The sequence below is a fragment of the Rhizomicrobium sp. genome (genome assembly GCA_037200045.1).
Classification (GTDB): domain Bacteria; phylum Pseudomonadota; class Alphaproteobacteria; order Micropepsales; family Micropepsaceae; genus Rhizomicrobium.
The window spans coordinates 1,727,576-1,749,842 of the sequence record JBBCHM010000001.1 but is presented as its reverse complement, the minus strand read 5'-3'; the positions used below and the strand labels follow the sequence as shown (position 1 = coordinate 1,749,842).

General features: G+C 66.7%; 21 protein-coding genes. 6 read left to right on the top strand and 15 right to left on the bottom strand.

Annotation, left to right across the window (positions count from 1 at the left end):
• Positions 1 to 94 precede the first annotated feature (94 nt).
• The 3 genes from WDM86_08225 to WDM86_08215 all read left to right on the top strand — a co-directional run bounded on the left by WDM86_08225 (position 95) and on the right by WDM86_08215 (position 3,732).
• On the top strand, positions 95 to 1,915 hold the full coding sequence (locus WDM86_08225; GenBank protein ID MEI9990008.1) for an ABC transporter transmembrane domain-containing protein: 1,821 nt from the start codon (positions 95 to 97) through the stop codon (positions 1,913 to 1,915).
• Positions 1,916 to 1,917: 2 nt separating this feature from the next.
• The gene (locus WDM86_08220; GenBank protein ID MEI9990007.1) at positions 1,918 to 2,982 is read left to right on the top strand and encodes an SMP-30/gluconolactonase/LRE family protein; all 1,065 of its coding nucleotides are present in this window, start codon (positions 1,918 to 1,920) and stop codon (positions 2,980 to 2,982) included.
• Positions 2,983 to 3,090: 108 nt separating this feature from the next.
• Positions 3,091 to 3,732: a hypothetical protein gene (locus WDM86_08215; protein ID MEI9990006.1), complete on the top strand. Its 642-nt coding sequence runs from the start codon at positions 3,091 to 3,093 to the stop codon at positions 3,730 to 3,732.
• Between the two features lie 82 nt (positions 3,733 to 3,814).
• On the opposite strand, the gene WDM86_08210 is transcribed toward WDM86_08215, so the two are convergent.
• Positions 3,815 to 4,513 (bottom strand): response regulator transcription factor, encoded by a 699-nt coding sequence (locus WDM86_08210; protein MEI9990005.1) that lies wholly within the window; start codon positions 4,511 to 4,513, stop codon positions 3,815 to 3,817.
• Between the two features lie 236 nt (positions 4,514 to 4,749).
• On the opposite strand from WDM86_08210, the gene fliI reads away from it, so the two are divergent.
• From fliI to WDM86_08195, 3 genes are all read left to right on the top strand, one after another.
• Entirely contained in the window at positions 4,750 to 6,090 is a 1,341-nt protein-coding gene (fliI, locus tag WDM86_08205; protein ID MEI9990004.1) for a flagellar protein export ATPase FliI, read from the top strand.
• Positions 6,087 to 6,515, top strand: a complete 429-nt coding sequence (locus tag WDM86_08200; protein MEI9990003.1) for a flagellar FliJ family protein — start codon at positions 6,087 to 6,089, stop codon at positions 6,513 to 6,515. The genes fliI and WDM86_08200 overlap by 4 nt, the downstream gene beginning before the upstream one ends.
• Positions 6,516 to 6,703: 188 nt before the next feature.
• Positions 6,704 to 7,120: a DoxX family protein gene (locus WDM86_08195; GenBank protein ID MEI9990002.1), complete on the top strand. Its 417-nt coding sequence runs from the start codon at positions 6,704 to 6,706 to the stop codon at positions 7,118 to 7,120.
• A gap of 4 nt (positions 7,121 to 7,124) precedes the next feature.
• On the opposite strand, the gene WDM86_08190 is transcribed toward WDM86_08195, so the two are convergent.
• From WDM86_08190 to WDM86_08125, 14 genes are all read right to left on the bottom strand, one after another.
• The gene (locus tag WDM86_08190) at positions 7,125 to 9,146 is read right to left on the bottom strand and encodes a DUF2207 domain-containing protein (GenBank protein ID MEI9990001.1); all 2,022 of its coding nucleotides are present in this window, start codon (positions 9,144 to 9,146) and stop codon (positions 7,125 to 7,127) included.
• Positions 9,146 to 9,697, bottom strand: a complete 552-nt coding sequence (locus WDM86_08185; GenBank protein MEI9990000.1) for a LemA family protein — start codon at positions 9,695 to 9,697, stop codon at positions 9,146 to 9,148. Before WDM86_08185 ends, WDM86_08190 begins: the two co-directional genes overlap by 1 nt.
• 50 nt (positions 9,698 to 9,747) lie before the next feature.
• The gene (locus WDM86_08180) at positions 9,748 to 10,089 is read right to left on the bottom strand and encodes a hypothetical protein (protein ID MEI9989999.1); all 342 of its coding nucleotides are present in this window, start codon (positions 10,087 to 10,089) and stop codon (positions 9,748 to 9,750) included.
• A 138-nt stretch (positions 10,090 to 10,227) separates the two neighbouring features.
• The gene (locus tag WDM86_08175; protein MEI9989998.1) at positions 10,228 to 11,010 is read right to left on the bottom strand and encodes a P-loop NTPase; all 783 of its coding nucleotides are present in this window, start codon (positions 11,008 to 11,010) and stop codon (positions 10,228 to 10,230) included.
• A complete protein-coding gene (locus WDM86_08170) occupies positions 11,007 to 12,032 on the bottom strand; it encodes a hypothetical protein (protein MEI9989997.1) in 1,026 nt (341 codons plus the stop codon). Before WDM86_08170 ends, WDM86_08175 begins: the two co-directional genes overlap by 4 nt.
• Before the next feature lie 180 nt (positions 12,033 to 12,212).
• Entirely contained in the window at positions 12,213 to 14,339 is a 2,127-nt protein-coding gene (flhA, locus tag WDM86_08165) for a flagellar biosynthesis protein FlhA (GenBank protein MEI9989996.1), read from the bottom strand.
• Positions 14,340 to 14,492: 153 nt separating this feature from the next.
• Positions 14,493 to 15,869, bottom strand: coding sequence for a sigma-54 dependent transcriptional regulator (locus WDM86_08160; GenBank protein ID MEI9989995.1), 1,377 nt, complete (start codon positions 15,867 to 15,869; stop codon positions 14,493 to 14,495).
• A 20-nt stretch (positions 15,870 to 15,889) separates the two neighbouring features.
• Complete coding sequence (gene fliN, locus WDM86_08155) at positions 15,890 to 16,246, bottom strand: flagellar motor switch protein FliN (protein MEI9989994.1); 357 nt, start codon at positions 16,244 to 16,246, stop codon at positions 15,890 to 15,892.
• A 3-nt stretch (positions 16,247 to 16,249) separates the two neighbouring features.
• On the bottom strand, positions 16,250 to 16,867 hold the full coding sequence (locus tag WDM86_08150) for a FliH/SctL family protein (protein MEI9989993.1): 618 nt from the start codon (positions 16,865 to 16,867) through the stop codon (positions 16,250 to 16,252).
• Positions 16,867 to 17,901: a flagellar motor switch protein FliG gene (gene fliG, locus WDM86_08145; protein MEI9989992.1), complete on the bottom strand. Its 1,035-nt coding sequence runs from the start codon at positions 17,899 to 17,901 to the stop codon at positions 16,867 to 16,869. Before fliG ends, WDM86_08150 begins: the two co-directional genes overlap by 1 nt.
• Positions 17,902 to 17,907: 6 nt before the next feature.
• The gene (gene fliF / locus WDM86_08140) at positions 17,908 to 19,542 is read right to left on the bottom strand and encodes a flagellar basal-body MS-ring/collar protein FliF (protein MEI9989991.1); all 1,635 of its coding nucleotides are present in this window, start codon (positions 19,540 to 19,542) and stop codon (positions 17,908 to 17,910) included.
• 191 nt (positions 19,543 to 19,733) lie between these two features.
• Positions 19,734 to 20,009: a DUF1153 domain-containing protein gene (locus WDM86_08135; protein MEI9989990.1), complete on the bottom strand. Its 276-nt coding sequence runs from the start codon at positions 20,007 to 20,009 to the stop codon at positions 19,734 to 19,736.
• A gap of 170 nt (positions 20,010 to 20,179) precedes the next feature.
• Positions 20,180 to 21,502 (bottom strand): flagellar hook protein FlgE, encoded by a 1,323-nt coding sequence (locus WDM86_08130; protein ID MEI9989989.1) that lies wholly within the window; start codon positions 21,500 to 21,502, stop codon positions 20,180 to 20,182.
• Between the two features lie 79 nt (positions 21,503 to 21,581).
• Complete coding sequence (locus WDM86_08125) at positions 21,582 to 22,259, bottom strand: flagellar hook capping FlgD N-terminal domain-containing protein (protein ID MEI9989988.1); 678 nt, start codon at positions 22,257 to 22,259, stop codon at positions 21,582 to 21,584.
• Positions 22,260 to 22,267: the final 8 nt, after the last annotated feature.

The window sequence follows — 22,267 nt, the reverse complement described above, 5'->3', positions numbered from 1 at the left end:
CATGTCCAGCAAAAGGGCGCGCGGCGATGGGCCCCTTATGCCGCTCCCACGCGCTCCTATATATCAGTCCGACAGACCAGGATTGGCAGGAACCGTGGCGCAAACCGGGGAAGAATACGCCGAGCAGGTACAATATGTGGCCGCCGCCCGCCCGAAGGCGCGCTCGCTCGCGCCGCTGCGTCAGCTTGTCCCCTTCCTAAAGCCTTACCGGGTGGCGATCGCGGTGGCCTTCGTCGCCCTGGTCTGTTCCTCGACCGCGAGCCTCCTGATCCCGCCCGCGCTCGGCCGGCTGGTGCAGAACGGCTTCAGCGAGGCGATGGCGTCGCAGATCGACCGGTACTTCTTCCCCCTGATCGCCATTGCCTGCGCCTTGGCGGTGGCGACCGCCATCCGCTTCTATTTCGTGACCTGGCTCGGCGAGCGCGTCATCGCCGACATCCGCAAGGCCGTGTTCGACCACATTCTCGGCATGACGCCCGCCTTCTTCGAGGTGACGCGCACCGGCGAGGTGCTGTCGCGCCTGACCGCCGACACGACGCTGATCCAGACCGTGGTCGGTTCCTCCGCCTCGGTCGCGGCGCGCAATCTCGTCATGCTGGTCGGCGCGCTGATTCTTCTGTTCGTCACCTCGGTCAAGCTCACCTTGCTGGTGATCGGCATCGTGGTGCTGGTGCTCCTGCCGCTGATCCTGTTCGGCCGCTGGGTGCGTACACTCAGCCGCCGCAGCCAGGACAAGGTCGCCGACACCTCGGCGCGCGCCAGCGAGACGCTGAACGCGGTGCAGACGGTGCAGGCCTTCACCCGCGAGGACACCGAGCGCAAGCTGTTCGGCGCGGCGGTCGAAAGCTCCTTCGCGGTCGCCATCCTGCGCACCCGGGCGCGCGCGATCATGACGGCGGTGGTGATGGCGGCGGTGGCGTCCTGCATCGTCGGGGTGTTCTGGGTCGGCGCCACCGACGTGATCGCGCACCGCATGTCGATCGGCGTGCTCACCCAGTTCGCCGGCTATGCGATCATCTTCGTCACCGGCATGGGCGCGATGAGCGAGACCTGGGGCGACCTGCAGCGCGCCGCCGGCGCGTCGGAGCGGCTGATGGAGTTGCTGCACGCCGAGCCCGACATCGCGGCGCCGCAAAATCCCAAGCCGCTGCCCCGGCCGGCGAAAGGCGCGGTGTCGTTCCGCGACGTGGTGTTCCGCTATCCGTCGCGGCCGGACTTCAAGGCGCTGAACGGCTTTTCACTCGACATCCGTCCCGGCGAAGCGGTGGCGCTGGTCGGCCCCTCCGGCGCCGGCAAGTCGACCGTGTTCCAGCTCCTGCTGCGCTTCTTCGCGCCCCAGTCCGGCGCCATCACCTTCGACGGCGTCGATCTTGCTGAGCTCGATCCGACCGATCTGCGCGCCAACATCGCCGTGGTGGCGCAGGACAGTGTGATCTTCTCCGGCTCGCTGGCGGAGAACATCCGCTATGGCCGCCCCGGCGCCTCCGACGCCGATGTGCGCCGCGCCGCCGAGGCCGCGGCGGCGGACGAGTTCATCGCGAAACTTCCGAACGGCTATGAGACCCTGGTGGGCGAGCGCGGCGTGACCCTGTCGGGCGGCCAGCGCCAGCGCGTCGCCATCGCCCGCGCCATCCTGCGCGCCGCGCCGCTGCTCCTGCTCGACGAGGCGACCAGCGCGCTCGACGCGGAGAACGAACGTCTGGTCCAGATCGGGCTCGAGAACCTGATGGCGGGGCGCACCACCATCGTCATCGCGCACCGCCTCGCCACCATCCAGCGCCTCAAGCGCATCGTGGTGATGGAGCAGGGCCGCGTCGTGGCCGAGGGCAGCCATGCCGAGCTGGTCGCCCATGGCGGGCTCTATGCCCGCCTCGCCGACCTGCAATTCACCAGCGCCATGGCGCTGGCGAGCTGACGATGCGCCCTTACGTCCGCGCCGCGCTCACCGCCGCGGCCGTCCTGGCCGCGGTCGCCATCGGCTTCGTCGTGCGCACGCTCAACGCCTATGGCGTGTTCACCGATGTGACGCCGGGCTTCGCGGGGCAGTGCGCCGCGATAGGCGGCATCGCGGGCACGGAAGACATCGCGATCGACGCGCAATCTCGCCTTGCATTTATTTCCGCGACCGACCGCCGCGCTTTGGCGCGCGGCACGCCTTCGCCGCGCGACGGGATCTACGTCCTGCCGCTCGACGGCCCCGCCCATCCGACGAAGCTCGCCGGCGCGCCGGCGGATTTCCATCCCCATGGCATCAGTCTGGTGCGCGACGCGGGCGGCCTTGCACTGCTGGCCATCGACCATCACAAGGACGGCACGAGCAGCGTCGAGGTCTTCGAAGTCCCGGCGTCCGGCCCCGTCAAGCTGAGCGAAATCGGCGACATCGAAAGCCGCGAACTGTCGAGCCCCAACGCCATCGCGGCGGTCGACCGCGATCATTTCTACATCGCCAACGACCACGGCAGCGCGACCGCGTTCGGCCGCGCGCTGGAAGACCTTCTCGTGCTGCCGCGCGCCGATATTCTCTATTTCGACGGCATGGTGTTCCGCGTCGTGGCGCAGCATCTGGCCTATCCGAGCGGCCTGGCGCTGTCGCCGGACGGCCATTTCCTCTACGCGACCGAAACCAATGCCCGCCGGCTCGATGCGTTCACGCGCCAGCCGGTGTCGGGTTCGCTCGACCAGGCCGGCACGCTCGACATCCCCTCCGGCGTCGACAATCTGCGCTTCGACGCGAAGGGAACGCTGTGGGTCGGAAGCCATCCCAAGGGCCTGGCAATGGCCGCGTTCCGCGACGATCCGTCGAGGCCAGCGCCGTCGGAGATCTTCAGGGTGACGCTGGCGAACGGCATCCCGCAATCGGCTCGGGCGGTCTACACCGATCTCGGCAAACAGATCGGCGGCGCCAGCGTCGCCGCGGTGAGCGGCGACCGGATGCTGATCGGCTCGCCCCTGGACGGCCACCTTTTGGACTGCCGGCTATAGCGAACGCGCGCGGGCGTCGGTCATCCCATCGGCCGCTCGACGCCGCCTTTGATCTGCAAAGTGGCTCCATAAACTGGTAATCTGACGGAGAGGTGGCCGGGAGACGTCATGCACACGCCGCGCATTTTCGTCAGCATGGGAACGCCCTATACCGAAACCTATGCAAAATTTCGCGATACGCTCGAGGATTTCCTTCGCAGCCAATGCCAATGCGATCCGCGCATCATCGGCAAGAACGAATATCCGACCGGCAGCCCCATCGGAAAGATCGCGGAGGTGATGCGCGGTTGCGACGGCGTGATGATCGTGGCCTATGAGCGGAAATATGTTCAGGCGGGCGTGGAGCGGCGGGGCGGCGCCAACGAAACCCGCCTGTCCGGCGAGATCTACACCACCGCGTGGAACCACATCGAATCCGCCATAGCGTATAGCCTGGGATTGCCGATCTACATCATCGCCCAGAAAGGCTTGAAGGAAGAGGGCCTGATCGAAAGCAAGACCGACTGGTACGTGCAGAAGATCGACTTCACGAGCGAAAGTCTCCGGCATCCCGACGTGGTCGGCTCGATCCAGGCCTGGATCAGGGAACGCGTGGCGACGCGCGGCAAAAAGCGGCGCGCGGCCCTGGAGGGCTTCGCGTTCCTGAAGATATCGGATTTCACGATGGAAGACTGGGCGCTGCTGGGCGCCCTGGTCGGCGGTTCCTTCGGCCTGGGTGTCGCCGCGGCGCATTGGCTGCACATCGCGTAGCGCGGACTTTCCGGCCCTGGCCGAAACAAAAAAGGGGCGCCGTTTCCGGCGCCCTTTTCGTGCCCGCTGTTCGGGGTAATCGTTACGCCGCGACGATCTCTTCGCCGCTCGGGTCGCGCAGGACATAGCCGCGGCCCCACACCGTCTCGATGTAGTTGTCGCCGTTGGTCGCCGCCGCCAGCTTCTTGCGCAGCTTGCAGATGAACACGTCGATGATCTTGAGCTCCGGCTCGTCCATGCCGCCATAGAGATGGTTCAGGAACATCTCCTTGGTCAGCGTCGTTCCCTTGCGCAGCGAGAGCAGCTCGAGCATCTGGTATTCCTTGCCCGTCAGGTGCACGCGCTGGCCGTCGACTTCCACCGTCTTGGCGTCGAGATTGACGATCAGCTTGCCGGTCGTGATGACCGACTGCGAATGGCCCTTGGAGCGGCGGACCACCGCCTGGATGCGGGCGACCAGCTCGTCCTTGTGGAACGGCTTGGTCATATAGTCGTCGGCACCGAAGCCGAGCGCCTTGACCTTGGCCTCGACGATCGCGTTGCCGGAGAGGATGAGGACCGGCGTCTGCACCTTGGCGACGCGCAGGGCCTTCAGGACTTCGAAGCCGCTCATGTCGGGCAGCTGCAGGTCGAGCACGATGATGTCGTAGTCGTAGAGCTTGCCGAGATCGATGCCCTCTTCGCCCAGATCCGTCGTGTAGACGTTGAGGCCCTCGCTGCGCAGCATCAGTTCGATGCTGCGCGCCATGGCGCTGTCGTCTTCAATCAGGAGAACACGCATATCGATAAACCCCTCTTCAGGCAGGTCGTCGCTTAAGGAACCCTATCCTTAACTGGTTAACATCTTGTTGCATTGATTAATGCCGGCTCACTTCCGACTCATCCGGGCTTAAGAAACCGTTCGTGGCAGGGGATCATCCCCTTGATTCGCTTTGTTAAGTTTACCGCCACTTAAAACCTTGTCGGCAAGATCGGACCCGCATCGCCGGACAGAAAGTCTTCGCGAAAAAGGGCCCCATGCACGCATTGCTCAAGGACATCGCCGATATTTCGCCGGTCCGCCGTTTCGGCCGCGTGGCCCGGATCGAGGGCCTGCTGGTCGAGATCACCGGCGCCGCCGGGGCCATCAGCCTGGGCGGACAGGTACGCCTAACCTCCGGTTCCGGCAAGAAGATTCCCTGCGAAGTGGTCGGATTCCGCGACGGACGGGCGCTTGCCATGCCGCTCGGTAGCCTCGACGGCATGACGCTGGGGGCTCGCGCCGATTTCGAAAACCAGCCGGCCACGATCTTTCCCAGCCGCTCCTGGCTCGGCCGCGTGGTCGACGGCTTCGGGAACCCGGCCGACGGCAAGGGCGCGCTTCCCCGCGGCACCGAGCCCTATCCGCTCAAGGCCAATCCGCCGGCCGCCGCTTCACGCGCCCGGGTCGGGGCCAAGCTGGATCTCGGCGTGCGCGCGCTGAACGCCTTCACGACCTGCTGCCAGGGCCAGCGCATGGGCATCTTCTCCGGCTCCGGCGTCGGCAAGTCGACGCTGCTTGCGATGCTGGCGCGCAATTCCGACGCCGATGCGATCGTCATCGCGCTGGTCGGCGAGCGCGGCCGCGAGGTGAAGGAATTCGTCGAGGACGATCTGGGCGAAGAGGGCCTGGCGCGGTCCGTCGTGGTCGCGGCGACGTCGGACGAGCCGCCGCTGGTGCGCCGCCAGGCGGCCTATGTCGCGATGGCGGTCGCCGAGAAATTGCGCGACGACGGCTTGCATGTCCTGCTGCTGATGGATTCGGTCACGCGTTTCGCGATGGCGCAGCGCGAGGTCGGGCTCTCCGCCGGCGAGCCGCCCGCGAGCAAGGGCTACACGCCGACCGTGTTCGCGGAACTGCCGCGCCTCTTGGAACGCGCTGGTCCCGGCCGGCAGGGCGAGAGCGGCTCGATCACCGGTCTGTTCACCGTCCTCGTCGAGGGCGACGATCATAATGAACCAGTCGCCGACGCGGTGCGCGGCATCCTGGACGGCCATATTGTCCTGGAACGGAACATCGCCGAGCGCGGGCGCTTTCCCGCGATCAATATTCTCAAATCGGTTTCCCGCGCCATGCCGGGCTGCAATAGCGAGGCGGAACAGGCGCTTGTGCAGCGCGCGCGGGCGCCGCTCGCGGTTTACGACGACATGGCCGAGCTGATCCGGCTGGGCGCCTACAAGTCTGGCACGAATGCTGAAGTGGACAGGGCCATAAAGGTTTATCCGCAGCTCGAAGCCTTCCTGTCCCAGAAGAAGGACGAGTGCGCAACGTTTACCGAATGCTATGCCGGTCTTGCGAAGATCGTGGGTGGCATTGCGGGGAAAGGTGATGGGTCATGAAGCGTGGGGACACATTGATCCGGCTCAGGCGTTTTCGCGTCGACGAGATGAAGCGCCGCATGGCGACTCTCGACGGCATGAAATCCGACGCCGAACGCAAGCTCGCCGATCTGGAGGACAGCGTCGCGCGTGAGCGCCAGCGCGCCGGCGATTCCGATATCGGGCGGCTCGCCTTCCCGTCCTTCCTGCGCTCCATCGAGGCGCGGCGGGAGAATCTGAAAGCCACGCTGAAGGACATCGAGCGCGAACGCGTCACCGCCCAGGCCGATCTCAACGTCGCCTTCCAGGAACTGAAGAGTCTGGAATTCGCCAACGAGCAGCAGGCCAAGCGCGCCCAGGAGCTCGAAGAGCGCCGCGCCCAGTCGCGCCTCGACGAAATGGCGCTGGTGCGGCATTTGCGCAAACACGCGCTGCGCGGCGCATAGGTCTTCGACCCTCCCCTTGAGGGAGGGTCGAAAAATCGGAGCGCAGCGGAGATTTTTCGGGGAGGGGTAGGGCCGCGTTGCCCGACCCCTCCCCGAAATCTTTTCGCTGCGCTCAAAGATTTCGACCCTCCCTCAAGGGGAGGGTAGGGCCTTACACTCCTTCCCGCTGATTCGTCCGGGCGCGCGCCATGTCCTTCTCCGAATACATCTCTCCCTTGATCGGGCGGTTGATCCTGGCCTGGTTCTTCCTCGGCTCGGCGCTCGACTACGCCAACCAGTGGGACGCCACCATCCAGCTCATGGTGCTCAAGGGCGTTCCCGCCGCGCCGCTGCTCCTGGCACTGGCCCTGATCGTGGTGTTCCTGGGCGGGCTGTCGCTGGTGTTCGGCTTCCAGACACGCTACGGCGCGGTTCTGCTGTTCGGCTTCACCATCATCGCCTCGGTCGCGATGCACGATTATTGGCTGATCGCCAATCCGATCGATCGCGCCGCCGATTTCCAGGTCTTCGCGCGCAACATGGCCATCGCCGGCGGATTGCTGGTGGTCGTCGGCCTGGGGCCGGGTCCGGTCGCGTTCGACAGCATCGCGCCGAAGAAACGATAGCTTCCTACCAGCCGCCGCCGCCCCCACCGCCGCCACCGCCGCCGGAGAACCCGCCGCCGCCCGATCCCGAACTCGATCCCGGCGCGGTCGAGGCGGACGCCGCGGCGCTGCCGATCGCCGAGCCGATCGACGAGGCAAAGCCCGCCGTCCCGAGATTTCCGAAATTGCTCCCGGTGTACCAGAGCGGCGTGTAGCCGTAATTGCTGTCGGCGCCGGCGCCCGCCGCCGCGGCTTCGGCCTCGAACTTCCTGCTCCACTGGTTCTCGCAGTCGAGCGCGATGGCATAGGGCAGGAATTTCTCGAACACTTCCGGCGTGACGTTGGGCGGGTTGAGCATCTCCAGCCGGTCCTTCTCGGCGGTGACGAGGAACAGCTTGAAGCCGTCGATCTGGTCCAGGGTGGCGGCGCCCGCCGCCGTCGGCGCCTTCAGCAGGTAATAGAAGACGTAGGCGAGGATGCCGCCCACCACCAGCGCCGCGAAGGAGCCGGTCGAGACCGACAGGCCGAACATGTAGAAGCCGAAGACGAGGCCGCCCGCGAACGGCACGGCGAAGATGCTCGTCACCACCGCGCCGAAGAAATTGGCGAAGCGCGAGCCGGGGCCGGTGAAGACGCTGACCCAGCCCTGCCAGGCCTGGTGCAGCAGGTAGGCGGCGGCGACCGACCAGCCCGCCACCCACAGCATGACCGGGATCGCGCTGCCCGGATCCTCCGCCAGCAGCGCCGAGGCGAGGCCCGTCAACCCCAGGATCGCCAACCCGCCGATGAACCAGCCGGCATTGGTGACGAAATAATGCTTCTCGCATTCTTGGCTCAGCCCGTTCTTCAGCGCGGTGATGGCGCGCTGGATGACGGCATGGTTGGTCTGCTTGAGTTCGATCGAGGCGGTCAGGTCGTCGAACAGTGTGTCGGCCATGGCGATCTCGTTGGGCGACAGCCCGCAATCGCCCACCGTCTTGCCGGTGCGCTTCAGCGTATAGGTGCCGCCGTCCTCGGCGATCGTGAGGAAGCCCTTCACCGCCATGTTGATCAGCGCGGCGGCGAACGCCTTGCGGTCATAGGCCATCTTGTGGATGAAGCGCACCGATTCCGGCGACAGCCCGGCCGGCGGCGCGAACAAGGGGATGATCGTGCCGCGCTTGGGATCGCGCCCGACATGCCACCAGGCGGCGAGATAGAAGATGCCAAGCACCAGCACGCCCAGCACGGCGACGAACGTCCCGGCATTGTCGACGATATAATCGCGGCGCAGCTCCTCCGCGCTCGGCGGCATCACGGCGTTCTTGGCGAAGCCGACCGCGATGGTTAGCCCCTGATAGGCATCGAGCGGCGCCGTCGTCACGAAGCGAATCGTGTCGCTCGAAAGCTGGTCGGCGGTCGCGTTATGGTCGGTCGAGCCTTGGCTGCCGGTATAGACCGCGTCCTGCAGGATGCTCGCGCCCGGGGGCAGGTGCACCGTCGCCGACGCCTTGTCGATCCCCAGCACCCAGCCATTGCCGGTGACGTTCCAATAAAGCTCGTCGTATTTGGCGAAGAAGCTGATCTGGCGCGCGGTGATGTAGGTCAGCACATAGGTGTGGTCGCCGACATCGACAGTGGTGTCCTTGTCGCCGATCTTCACGCGCACGCCGTTGTCGATGTTCTCGGTGTCGTAGGGTTCGGCGTGGCCGTCCATCGTCACCTGGGTGACGTCGAAGCGAACATGCACGTTCGCGCCGTGCCTGTCGGTGTAGCGGGTCGGGAAGTCGCGATAGATGCCGTGCTTGATCACGTCGCCGGCGGCGTGGACCTGGATGGTCTCGACCACCGTCATCGTGCCGTTGCGCGCCACCGTGATGTCGCTGTCGAAGGCGATGATGCGTTCGGTGTCGTCGCGCGGATCGACCGCGGTCGCGGGCGTTTCGGTGGGTGCCGGCCGCGTCGGCACGGCGCCGCGGCGATGCATGGACTCGCTGCTTTCGGACTGCTGGGCGGCGGCGGGCAGGACCGCGAGGGCGAACAGCAGCGCGAGCACGCCGCGCAGCATCAGCCGAACGAGACCTTCGGCGCGTTGCGGTCGGCGGCATTGTCGAGCTGGAAGAACTGCGCCGCGGTGAAGCCCGTCGCATTGGCGATCAGGTTGGAGGGGAATTGCTGCACGCTGACGTTCAGGTTGCGCACCGCGCCGTTGTAATAGCGCCGCGCGAGCTGGATCTGGTCCTCCAGATCGGCCAGGTCCTTCTGCAGCGACTGGAAATTCTCCGACGCCTTCAGCTCGGGATAGGCCTCGGCCACCGCCATGATCTTGCCGATCGCCGCGGTGATCGCCTGTTCGGAGGCCGCGCGCTGCGCCGGGTCCTGGCTGCCGCCCTGGCTGCGCAGACGCGCGAGTTCGTCGAAGGTGGTGCGCTCATGCGTGGCATAGCCCTTCACGGTCTCGACCAAGTTCGGGATCAGGTCGGCGCGGCGCTTGAGCTGGGCGTCGATGCCGCTCCAGCCCTCGGCCACCATGGCGCGGCGCGAGACCAGGCCGTTATAGGTCAGGATCGCCCACAGGGCGACGACCACGACGACGGCGAGAGCGATGTAAAGGCCCATGCGGCGAAGCTAGCTGCTTCGCCGCTCGGCGTCCATGCCGGCAAGCCCGGTCAGCGGTCGAGAATCAACGACCGCGCGGCGTGCGCGATGGCGATGGCGACGCCGAAGATCAGCCCATAGGCAAGGAGCGTAAGCTGCGGCAGATGCTTGTACGCTTCCCAGTCGATCGTGGCATAGCCGGCCGGGCTCTGCTTGCCGATGGTGATCGCCATCGCATATTCGATCAGCGCGAAGGCGACGAGGGCGATGATCGTCGTCGAAACGACCGAGCCGAAGCTCTGCATCAAATAGCCGGCGCCGAGCGCGATGACCGCCATGATCGCCAGCGTCTTCCAGTCCGAGGACAGGACGATGTCGTGAATGGCGTGCCAGATATCCAAGAGAAAAGGCATGTGACCCCCGTGTGACAGACGCTTTGCGCGAACAGCTTCGGGCCGCCCCGGCCCGCGCTGTCTGTTAAGGGATCATACACCAGTTCCGACCTGCCGAGAATTCGGGCAGCGGGAAATTCCGCTAATGACGATTGACGGTTAACGCAGGCCCGCCGCCGCCAGGGACGCGCCGGACCTGCCGTGCAATTGCAGCGCGACGGTCTCGATGGCGGTCGCCGCCGGCGTCTGCGGGAAGAGGGCGAGCAGCGGGCTTTGCCGCCGCACCGCCTCGGAAACCCGCGCGTCATAGGGAATGTAGCCGAGGTAATCCGGCGTGCATTTCAGGAAGGCGCGCGCCGAGCTCATCAGCGCTTCGGCGATGCGGCGGCCCTCGGTGGCGTTCAGCGCCATGTTAACCAGAAGCTGCGGCACGCGCGTCGTTGTGCGGCGCAGCAAGAGTTTCGCGAAGGCATAGGCGTCGGTCAGCGACGACGGGTCTGGCGTAACCACCAGGATAACGTCGTCGGCATGGGCGGCGAAGGTCATGATCTTGGCATCGACGCCGGCGCCCAAATCGATCAGCACGCGGTCATATTGCCCCGCCTGCGCCACCGCTTCGATCAAGCGCTCGACCGTCTCCTCGCCGGCATCGGCGAGCGCGCCGGAGCCGGACGGCGCCGCGAGGATGTCGAAGCCGTTGCGCGGCCCGCAGGCGACGCGCGCCACCGCGCTCTTGAGCGTCTTCCTGCCGGCAAGAACGGCGCCGAGATCGCCGGTCCGCGACAGTCCCAGATGCACGCCCGCATTGGAGAGGCCGAGATCGGCGTCGCACAGCAGCACGCGTTCGCCGCGATGCGCCAGCGCATAGGCGAGGCTCACCGCGATAAGCGTCTTGCCGGTGCCGCCCTTGCCGGAGCCGATGGCCGTCAGGCGAGTCGTCATTGTGCGCTCCGTTGTTCGTCGAGCAGAAGCCGCGCCAGCGTCAGCGAAGTCGGCAAATCCAATCCGCCGGCGATGAAGGGCGAGCGGGTGACATGGGCCAGCGGCAGGCTCTGCGCCGCCACCGCGATCAACGCGCCGGCGCGACGGGCGAGATCGGCTTGCGTCACGATCAGCCTTTTGGCGCCGAGCGCCGCCAGTGCTTCGGCGATCTCGGCGGCTTCTTCCGCGTCGTTCAGCGCCGAGACGACGCCGACGGTTTCGAGCTTCGGCGTCTGGGCGAGAGCGGCGAAGGCGGTGCGCGCCTTGGCGTCGCGCGGATCGAAGCCGGCGGTGTCGACGATGACGAAGGTCTTCTTGGCGATGCACTCGCCGACCAGCGAATGGAGTTCGGCGGCGCTGTCGGCGGTGGTGACGGCGCAATCGAGATGCCGCGCGAAGGTCTCCAGCCGCGCCACCGCGCCGGCGCCCGCCGAGTCGGAGGCGACCAGCGTGATGCGCCGCCCTTCCAGCCGCGCATGCGCCGCGATCTTGGCCGCGACCGCGGTCTTGCCCGCGCCGTTGGGCCCGACCAGCAGCAGCGCGGCGGCGCCCGCCATGTCGATCGGATAGGGCTTGAAGCGCTTGTCGAGCGCGAAGGCCAGCGCCAGCGTCATGTCGGTGAGCTGCGCCTTGGCGGCGGTCTCGGCCAGCCCGTGCGCCAGCGCGTCGGGCAGCCGGTGGCGGGCGAGCGCGGCGAGAAGCTCGGTGCGGCTGAACGACAGGCGCGCCTTGGTCTCGCCGGCACCGCGCAGGCGGCGCAGCAGGCCGTCGCGATAGTGCAGGTCGAAATCGGCGACCGGCGCCGCCGTCTCGATCTCCCGCGCGGGTTCGTCGGTATCGGGCGTGTCGAGCGCCGCGCGCACCATGACGCCGCCGCTCTTGGCCTTCTCGGTGGCGATGATGACCGCCTCCGGCCCCATATCGGCGCGCACGGTCGCGAGTGCTTCTTTCATGTCCTTGGCGAGGAAGGTGCGAAGCTGCATGGTGTCAACCTCTCCCGCTTGCGGGAGAGGTCGCGAGCGCAGCGAGCGGGTGAGGGCCCGTCGCGTGTCCGTTCCCCTCACCAGCAAAATCCAAGCACTTAGCTTCGCTAAGTGCAGGATTTTGCGTCCTCTCCCGCACGCGGGAGAGGATCTCGATGGTCGAAACATGGGCGTCGCTCATCACACCTGCCCCATCGTGCGCAGCTTCACGCTGGCATGAATCTCGTTCTGCGACATCACCACGGTCTGCGATCGGAAGCGCTCGACGATCGAGCGCACGAAGGGCCGCACCTGCGGGCTGGTCAGCAGCACGGGCACTTCGCCCTTGCTGCTCGCCTCGTCGAAGCGGTCGCGCACCGACTGGATGAACGCCTGAAGCTGCGACGGCGCCATGGCGAGCTGGCGGTCCTCGCCTTGGCCGACGATTGACTCGGCGAAGGCCTGCTCCCAGGCCGGCGACAGCGCGACCAGCGGCAGGTAACCCGCCGGCGCCAGATTGGCGTGGCAGAGCTGGCGCGCCAGCCGGGCGCGGACATGCTCGGTGATGTACATCGCGTTTTTGGTGTGGCCGACCGCCTCGGCGATGCCTTCCAGGATCGCCGGCAGGTCGCGGATCGACACCCGCTCGCCCAGCAGCGTCTGCAGCACGCGCTGCACGCCGGTCACCGAGATCTGCGACGGGATCAGCTCGTCCACCAGCTTCTTGTTCTCCGGCGGCAGATCGTCGAGCAGCTTCTTGGTCTCGGCATAGGACAGCAGCTCCGCCATGTGCGATTTGAGCACTTCGGTCAGATGCGTGGTCAGCACCGTGCCGGGATCGACCACGGTGTAGCCCTTGAAGCTCGCTTGTTCGCGCAGCGCCTGCGCCACCCAGGTCGCCGGCAGGCCGAAGGCCGGCTCGGTGGTGTGCGTGCCGGGAAGGTCGACCGGCAATCCCTTGGGATCCATCACCAGCAGGCTCCCCGGATAAAGATCGCCGCGGCCCGAATCCACTTCCTTGACGCGGATGCGGTACTCGTTGGCGCCGAGCTGCATGTTGTCGAGGATGCGCACCGCTGGCATGACGAAACCCATCTCGGTGGCAAGCTGGCGGCGCAGCGCCTTGATCTGGTCGGTGATGCGATGGCCCTTCACGTCGTTGATCAGCGGCAGGAGCCCGTAGCCCAGCTCGACGCGCAGCAGGTCGAGCGCCAGCGCGGTGGAGATCGGCTCCTCCTTGGAGGTCTCCGCGGTCTTGGTCTTTTCCTCTTCGGCGCGCTCGACGGCCGCGATCGCGTCCTTCTTCTTGTAGGCGACATAGGCGAGGCCGCCGGCGCCGCCCGCCAATCCCAGGAATACGAGGGTCGGCATGCCGGGCAACAGGCCGATGATGCCCATCACGGCCGAGGCCATGCCGAGCGCCTGGGGGTAGAACGACAATTGCCCGATCAGCGCCTTGTCGGTGGCGCCCTCGACGCCCGCCTTGGAGACCATCAGGCCCGCCGCGGTGGAGACGATCAGCGCCGGCATCTGGCTGACCAGGCCGTCGCCGACGGTGAGCAGCGTGTAGGTCTGCGACGCATCGACGAAGCTCACGCCGTGCTGCGCCACGCCGATGATGATGCCGCCGATCACGTTGATGGCGACGATCATCAGGCCGGCGATGGCGTCGCCGCGCACGAATTTGCTGGCGCCGTCCATGGCGCCGAAGAAGTTGCTTTCCGCTTCGAGGTCCTTGCGGCGGCGCTTGGCTTCCTTCTCGTCGATCAGGCCGGCGGAGAGATCGGCGTCGACCGCCATCTGCTTGCCGGGCATCGCGTCCAGGCTGAAGCGCGCCGCGACTTCGGCGATGCGGCCCGAACCCTTGGTGATGACGATGAAGTTCACGATTACCAGGATGGCGAACACGATCAGGCCGATGACGAAATTGCCGCCCATGATCAGCTTGCCGAAGGCCTGGATGACGTAACCGGAGGCGGCGGTGCCCTCATTGCCATGGCCGAGGATCAGCCGCGTCGAGGCGAGGTTGAGCGCCAGCCGCAGCATCGTGGTGATGAGCAGGATGGTCGGGAAGGAGCTGAATTCCAGCGGCTTTCGGATGAACACCGCCGTCATCAGGATCAGGATCGAGAAGCTGAGCGACAGCGCCAGCGAGATGTCGAGCAGCCAGGGCGGCAGCGGCAGCAGCAGCACGACGAGGATCGCCATGATGCCGATGGCGAGCGCCAGGTCGGAGCGCTTGAGGATATCGACGATCTGGCCGGCGCTGAAGTTGAACGCGCCGGCGGCGGGCGCGGCGGTCGTATTGGCGGCGGAAACGTCAGCCATCGACTCTCTCCGCAAGCAAAGCTGTCATCCCCGGCGAGCCGTGCGAAGCACGGCGAGGGAAGGGGACCCAGGCGTCGAACACCGGAGCGGTGGCGACGCCTGGGTCCCCTTCCCCTCGCTTCGCTCGGCCGGGGATGACAGTGATTTTCATGTTCATCCCGCCGCCACGCGCTGTTCGCCGTGGTTGGGGATCGCCAGGCCCGACTGCGAATATTCCCGCAGCTTGTTGCGCAGCGTGCGGATCGAGATGCCCAGAATATTCGCCGCATGGGTGCGGTTGCCCAGGCAGTGGTCCAGCGTGTCCAGGATCAGATCGCGCTCGACATCGGCGACGGTGCGCCCGACGAGGCCGCGCGTCACCGCCACCGCGTTGTTCACCGCGGCCTGCACCGGCGCGGGAAGATCGCTCGTCACCCGGTTGCCGACCTGCGTGCCGTCCGGCAGGCGGATCGCCTCGGGCTGGATGTCCGGCCCGCTCGCCAGAAGCACGGCGCGATGGATGGTGTTCTCCAGCTCGCGGACATTGCCGCGCCAGGGATGGCCGGCCAACAGCCTCTCCGTCACGGGCGCGATAGCGCGATAAGCCACGCCGTTGGCCTGGGCGTATTTGTGCGCGAAATGCCGCGCCAGCGCCTGGATGTCCTTGGGGCGCTCGCGCAAGGCGGGCAGCCGCAGGTTCACGACGTTCAACCGATAGAGCAGGTCCTCGCGGAACAGCCCGTGCTTCACCGCCTCGGCGAGGTCGCGGTTGGAGGTCGCGATGATGCGGATGTCGACCTTGACCGGCTTGGTGCCGCCGACGCGGTCGATCTCGCGCTCCTGGATGGCGCGCAGCAGCTTGGCCTGCAGCCGCGCGTCCATCTCGCTGATTTCGTCCAGCAGCAGCGTGCCGCCATTGGCCTCTTCGAACTTGCCGATGCGCCGGGCGATGGCGCCGGTGAAGGCGCCCTTCTCATGGCCGAACAATTCGCTTTCCAGCAGGTTCTCGGGGATCGCGGCGCAGTTGACCGAGATGAACGCCTTGTCGGCGCGCTGCGACTTGCGATGGATATAGCGCGCCATCACCTCCTTGCCGGTGCCGCTCTCGCCGGTGATCAGGATCGAGGCTTCGCTCGGCGCCACCTGGTCGGCCAGCGAGATCACCGCTTCCATCGCGGGATCCTCGAAGATCATCTGATGGCTTTCGTCGGCGACGGCGGCCAGCACGGCGGCGATCAGCTCCGGATCGGGCGGCAGCGGCAGGTATTCCTTGGCGCCGGCGCGGATCGCGTCGACCGCGCTCCTCGCATCCGTGCCGATGCCGCAGGCCACGACCGGGGTGCAGATGCGCTCGGTGGAGAGCCCGCGCACCAATTGGCCGATGTCGCATTTGACGTCGCAGAGCACGAGGTCGGCGCCCTTGCCGCCGCGCAGGCTCGCCAGCGCCTGTTCGATGTCGATAGCGTGGGTCACCTTGGCGCCGCGGTCCATCGCGATCTTGGTCGCGGTGGTGAGCTGGCCCTGGAGCTGTCCGACGATGAGTAGTCTCATGGCACTCTTCCTTCCGCCGCTTACGACTGGCCGGCTTTGATGATTTCCGTCATGGTGACGCCCAGGCGGTCCTCGACGAGCACGACCTCGCCGCGCGCGACCAGCCGGTCGTTGACATAGATGTCGATCGCCTCGCCAACCTTGCGGTCGAGCTCGACGATCGTGCCCTTGCCGAGCTTCAAAAGCTGGCTGACCTCCATCGCGGACTTGCCGAGCACGGCCGAGACCGTGACCGGCACGTCGAACACCGCTTCCAGGTCCTGGGCGGTGCGCTTGATGTCGGCCTCCTGCGAGGCGTCCGTGGTCAGGAGCGCGGGCGACGCGCCCGGCGCGTCATGGCCCAGATCGGGCAGATCGACATTGTCGCTGGCTGCCATGGTCTATTCCTCCGACGGATGTGAAAAACGCCGCGCGATCAGTTCGCCGATCGCGCTCTCGATTTGCTGGGCGGAACGTTCGGCGCCGCCGCCGCGCCATTCGATGCGGCAATCGGCCGAGCCCATGGCCGCCTCGCCGCTGACGACGACGCGGCCCTCGAAGCCTTCCTCATGCGCGATCTCGGCAAGCCTCGGCCGCAACAGCTCGGCGACGGCGGGGCTGGCGTGCAGCACGATGCGCGGTTCGCCCAGCGCCTGGTGCAGGGCATGGCGCAGCACCTCCTCGACATCGGCCGTCGGCAGCGCATCGACCGCCGCGCCGGCCAGCTTGCGCGCCGCGGCGAGCGCCAGCATCGAGGCTTCCTCGCGCACCTCGTCGGTCGCTTTGGCCGAGCGCGTCACGACGGCCTTCAGCGCCTCGACCAGCTTGGCCACTTCCTGCGTTTGGGCTTCGGCGGCGCGCACCTGGCCGGCCTTCATGCCCTGCTCGCGCGCGCGGGCCGAGAGCTGGTCGATCTCGTCCATCGTATAGGCGCGCTTCTGGCGCGCCCGTGCGGCGTTGGAGACGAGGTCGCCCTCGGGCCGGAACTCGATGTCGAAGGTGTATTTGGCGGCGGTCATCAGTACACCAGCTCGTCTTCGGCGTTGCCGTTGGCGATCATGATCTCGCCCTTGTTGGCGAGGTCCTTGGCGACGTTGACCATGCGCATCTGCGCCTCGTCGACGTCCTTCAGCCGCACCGGGCCCATCGCCTCCATGTCCTCGCGGAGGATTTTTCCGGCGCGCTCGCTCATGTTGGAGAAGAACACGTCGCGCAGCGTGTCGGTCGAACCCTTGAGCGCGAGGCCGAGCTTGTCCTTCTCGACATGGCGCAGCAGCGTCTGGATCGAGCCCGGATCGAGCTTGCCCAGATCCTCGAAGGTGAACATCAAGGCCTTGATGCGCTCGGCGGAATCGCGGCTGCGCTCTTCCAGCGCGGTGACGAAGCGGCTTTCGGTCTGGCGGTCGAAATTGTTGAAGATTTCCGCCATGTGCTCGTGCGCGTCGCGCTTGGCGGTGCGGGCGAGGTTGGACATGAACTCGATGCGCAGGGTCTGCTCGACCTTGTCGAGGATCTCCTTGGGCACCGATTCCATGCGCAGCATGCGCTGCACGACTTCGAGCGCGAATTCCTCGGGCAGCGAGCCCAGCACGCGGGCGGCATGCTCCGGCTTGATCTTGGACAGCACCACCGAAACGGTCTGCGGATATTCGTTCTTCAGGTAGTTCGCCAGCACCGTCTCGTTCACATTGGCGAGCTTGTCCCACATGGTGCGGCCGGCGGGACCGCGGATTTCCTCCATGATCTGGGAGACTTTATCCTCCGGCATCATGCGCGAGAGGAGGCGCTCGGTGGACTCGTAAGAGCCCATCAGCGAGCCGGTGCCCGACATCTGCGACACGAAATCGACCAGCAGCTTCTCGACCAGGTTGGAGCTGACCGAGCCCAGGGTCGACATGACCTGGGACACTTCCTTGACCTCGTCCTCGTCCATCAGCTGCCAGAGCCGCTGGCTATGCTCCTCGCCGAGCGACAGCATGATGATGGCCGAGCGCTCGGCGCCGGTGAGCTGGCGGACGTCGTCCTTGGCGGCGGTTTTGCTGCGGGGTGCCATGGTCTCTTATGCCGGTTCGTGGAGCCAGGTGCGGATGATCGCCAGCGCTTCCTCGGGATGTGCGCTGACGACTTCGCCGACCTTCTTGATGGAGGAATCGCGCACCTGACCCTCGAACTGGGCGATGTCGATGGAGGAGCGCTGCGATGTGGCGATCGCGAGCGGCTGGCCGCTGGCGTCGAGCTGCGGGTTGGCGGGCGCGGGCGCGGCGCCGCCGGCCGGCGCGGGCAGGGCGCCGGCGACGACGGAGCCTTGCGTCGTCACGGTGGTCAGCGCGACCGGCGCGAACATCCGCGCGATCAGCGGCCGCGCCACGAAGAAGCCGATCAGCAGCGCGGTCAGCGACAGGATCGCCACTTCGATGATCTTGAACCAGTCCTGGCCGTCGAGGCCGAGCAACGGGGTGGGCGGCGGCGTGCCGTCGCCGACATCCATCCGCGCGAACGCCATGTTGTCGACCTGCACGATGTCGCCGCGCTTGGGATCGAACCCGATCGCCGATTTCACCAGGTCGGAAATCTGCTTCATCTCGGCCGCGGTGCGCGGCTTGTAGGCGCCGCCGGTGCCCGGCGTGCCGTCGACCACGACCGCGACCGAGAGCCGCTTGATCGCGCCGCCGTCGACGGTGGAGGTCGTGATGTCCTTGTTGATCTCGTAATTCGTCGTTTCCTCGGTGTGCGAGGAGCCGGATTTCGTGCCGTCGGCCGGCGGCGGGGCCGCGGCACCGGGCAGCGCGCTGCCGACCGAGACCGGAGCCGCGCCATTGCCGCCGGGATCGGTATCGTTGGCCTCCGTCGTCTGGGTCGAGCGGACGACCTTGCTGTCCGGATCGTAATGCTCGCTGGTCGTCGAGGTATGGGTGTAGGACATGTCGGCGGTGACCTGCACGCGGACATGGCCGGCCCCGACCACGGAGGCGACGATGGATTCGACGCGGTTGCGCAGCCGATCCTCGAAATCGCTGGTCTCGGTGGCTTCGCCGATCGAGGCCGCGTTGGGTCCGGTCTTATCGTCGCCGCCGGCGAGCAGGTCGCCCTTGTCGTCGACCACCGCGACGCGCTCCGGCGTCAGTCCGGCGACCGCGGCCGCCACGAGATGCTGCACCGCCAGGACCTGGCCGCGCGCCATCACGCCGCGCGTCTTGAGCACGACCGAGGCGGTCGGCGACTGGTCGTCGTGGGAAAATATCTCCTTCTCCGGGATGACGAGGTGCACACGCACGCCATCGACGCCGTCGATGGTCTGGATGGAACGCGCCAGCTCGCCCTCGAGCGCGCGCAACCGGTTGATGTTCTGCACGAAGGCGGTGGCGCCGAAGGCGTCCGACTTGTCGAAGATCTCATAGCCGACGCCCGCCGCCGGCAGGTTGTCGGAGGCCAGCGTCATGCGCAGCTTGGTCACGTCGTCGGCGGGAACCAGGATCGTGCCGCCGTCGCCCTTGGCCTCGTATTTGACGTTCAGCGAGTCGAGTTTGGCGGTGACGGCCGCGGCGTCGCGCGGCTCCAGCCCGGAGAACAGGATCGACTTGGGCGGCTCGGTCAGCGCGCCTGCGACATAAAGGAAGAACGCGGTCAACGCCGCGGCGACTCCCGCCATGACGCCGAACCGCGCCGCACCGATCGCTTTGACGAATTCCGGCAAAGTGCCCTCCGCTCTCGAACGCGAAGCCGAAGGGGCCCCGCGCCGTGCTAGGCAAACATTGCCGTGCGGATGGTAAAGCCGTGCTTAACGAGGAACTGCGTCAAAGCGGATGGCGGGCGGCGAAGGACGCGTAGCGATTTGCTAACCTTTTCGTCCCGCGCTCCCTGCTCGCCCTCGCGACGTGCCGCCCGTTAGTTCCTGTATTGCTGTACACGCGTGGCGCGCAGGCCCGGCATGCCGAAGCGATCGATCGCGCGCTGCCAGGCGAGGAATTCCTCGACCGTCAGCGTATAGCGCTTGCAGGCGTCGTCCAGGCTGAGCAGGCCGCCGCGCACCGCGGCGACGACTTCGGCCTTGCGGCGGATGACCCAGCGGCGCGTTCCCGGCGGCGGAAGGTCGGCGAGCGTCAGCGGGCTGCCATCCGGCCCGATAACGTAGCTCACGCGTCCTTTTCTATCTTCGACCATGTTTTCTGGTCTCCCAACTTCATTACCCTCGCGCAATCTACCCGTGTGGCTTCTAAGATTTTGCCAAGGGGCGTGGTAAATGAAGTCGTACGATTGCTCTTCGAACTTTAGCGAATTGGGAACTTCCGGCGCCCGCGACCGCGGCGGGCGCCGATGTTTCCGCGACTGCGTTACTGGATTTGTTCCAGCGTCTGCAGCATTTGATCGGCCGTGGTGATGATACGGGCCGACGCCGAATAGGCGCGTTGCGTCGTGATCAGGTTGGTGAACTCGGAGGCGAGGTCGACGGTGGAGCCTTCCAGCGCCTTGGACTGGATGGTTCCGGCGCCGCCGAGAGAGGCCTCGCCGATCGTCGGCGCGCCGCTCGCATTGGACGCGGCATAGGCGTTGCCGTCCACCGCCTGCAATCCGTCGGGATTGGCGAAGGTGGCGACCGGCAGCTTGAACACCTTCTGCGTCAGGCCGTTCGAGAAATGCGCCGACACGAAGCCGTCGGCGTCCACCGAGACGCTCGACACCGCGCCGAACAGCGAGCCGTCGACCGAGGACGACACCAGCGCGGAGGGGTTGTCGAACTGCGTCACGCCGTCGGAATTGCCCGGCGTTCCCATGTCGAGGGAGATCGTCTGCGGGTTGAGGCCCGACGCCGCCGCCCAGGGAATGGCGACGTTGATCGATCCGGTCGGCGTGGCGGATGCCGTGTTCGCCGTCTTCAGCGTGCCGTCCGCGTTGAAGCTCATCGTGCCCGAGGCGAGCAGGTTGTTGGTCGGGCTGCCGATATTCGCGCCCGCGCCCTGATAGGTCACCTCATAGGACCAGGTGTTGGCCGCGGTCTTGACGTAGGAGATCTGCAAGGGCTGCGTGCCGCCCTGGCTGTCATAGATGTTGATGGTGCGCTGGAAATCCGGCGTGACGGCGCCGGACGCCATGTTGCCCGCGGTATAGGGCGAGGTGATCGTCGTGCTCGATTGCAGATTGGCCTTGAACGAAAGCTTGGTGGTCGCTTCCGCCTTGCCCGACAGGTCGTTCAGGTTGATGTTGGTCAGGTCGTTGCGGTCGGTCGGCACATTGCCGTTGCCGTCGAGCGGCCAGCCCATCAGGTAGAGTCCGGCGGCGTTCTGCAGATTGCCGGCGGAATCGGGCAGGAACGAGCCGGCGCGGGTGTAGAGATAGGACTGGCTCGCGCCCGAGCCGCCGCTCGACGTCGGGCTGACGACGAAGAAGCCGTTGCCCGAAAGCGCCAGGTCGGTGTTCGACTCGGTCGAATTGATGCCGCCCTGCGCGGTGACGTTCTGGATCGTGTGGGAGATCACGCTGGCCGAGGCATCGCTGCCCGAGCCGGCGCTGGACGCCAGCAGGGTCGAGAACGCGCTGTCGCTGGTCTTGTAGCCGACGGTGTTGACGTTCGCGATGTTGGAGGAGGCGACGCTGAGGGCCTGGCTGTTGGCGCCAAGGCCCGCGACGCCGATCATCATTGCGCCATACAAACTCATGGGGTTCGCTTTCCTTCCGCCATGCGCCGGCTTCGGCCGGCGCTAAGCGTTTCAGGCGCCCGTTTCTCGGGCGCGGGTTTCAATCGAGGCTCTGGACGCCCGCGATGTCGGTGAGCTGCACCGGCATCGGGCCGACCATCAGCACGGGCGAGGCGCCGGTCATATCGACCTCGCCCACCACGCCGGTGCTGGTTACGGTTGAGGTGACGGCGGTGCCGTCCGCCGCGGTGGCGGTGACGCTCAGCTTGTAGGTGCCGTCGGGCAGCTGGGTGCCGTTGGTGTTCTCGCCGTTCCAGGTGAAGGCGTGGGTGCCCGCCGCGGTCTCGCCCTTGCCGGTATAGACCACGTTGCCGTTGGCGTCGGTGACGCTGAGCTGGGTGTTCGCCGCGCTCGTGCCGAGGTTATAGGCCCAGATTGCCTGGCCGCTGGCGAGCGGCGCCTGGCCGTTCGAGACCGTCACCGCCTTGCCGAGATAGGACACCGCATAGGCGCCGGTCTGGCTCGAGCCCTGGCCGATCAGGGTCTGGAGGTTGTCGTTGGTGTTGATCTGCTGCTCGACCTGGCTGAACTCGACCAATTGCTGGGTGAACTGGTTGGAGTCCATCGGGCTCATCGGATCCTGGTTCTGCAGCTGCGTGGTGAGCAGCGTCAGGAAGGTGTCGAAATTTCCCGCGAGCTGCTGCTGCGCCGTCGGCGGCGTCGTCGAGGTCGGCGGCGTTGTGCCGGGCGGTGTCGTGCTGGTGGGTGCGGTCGTCATGGCGGTTG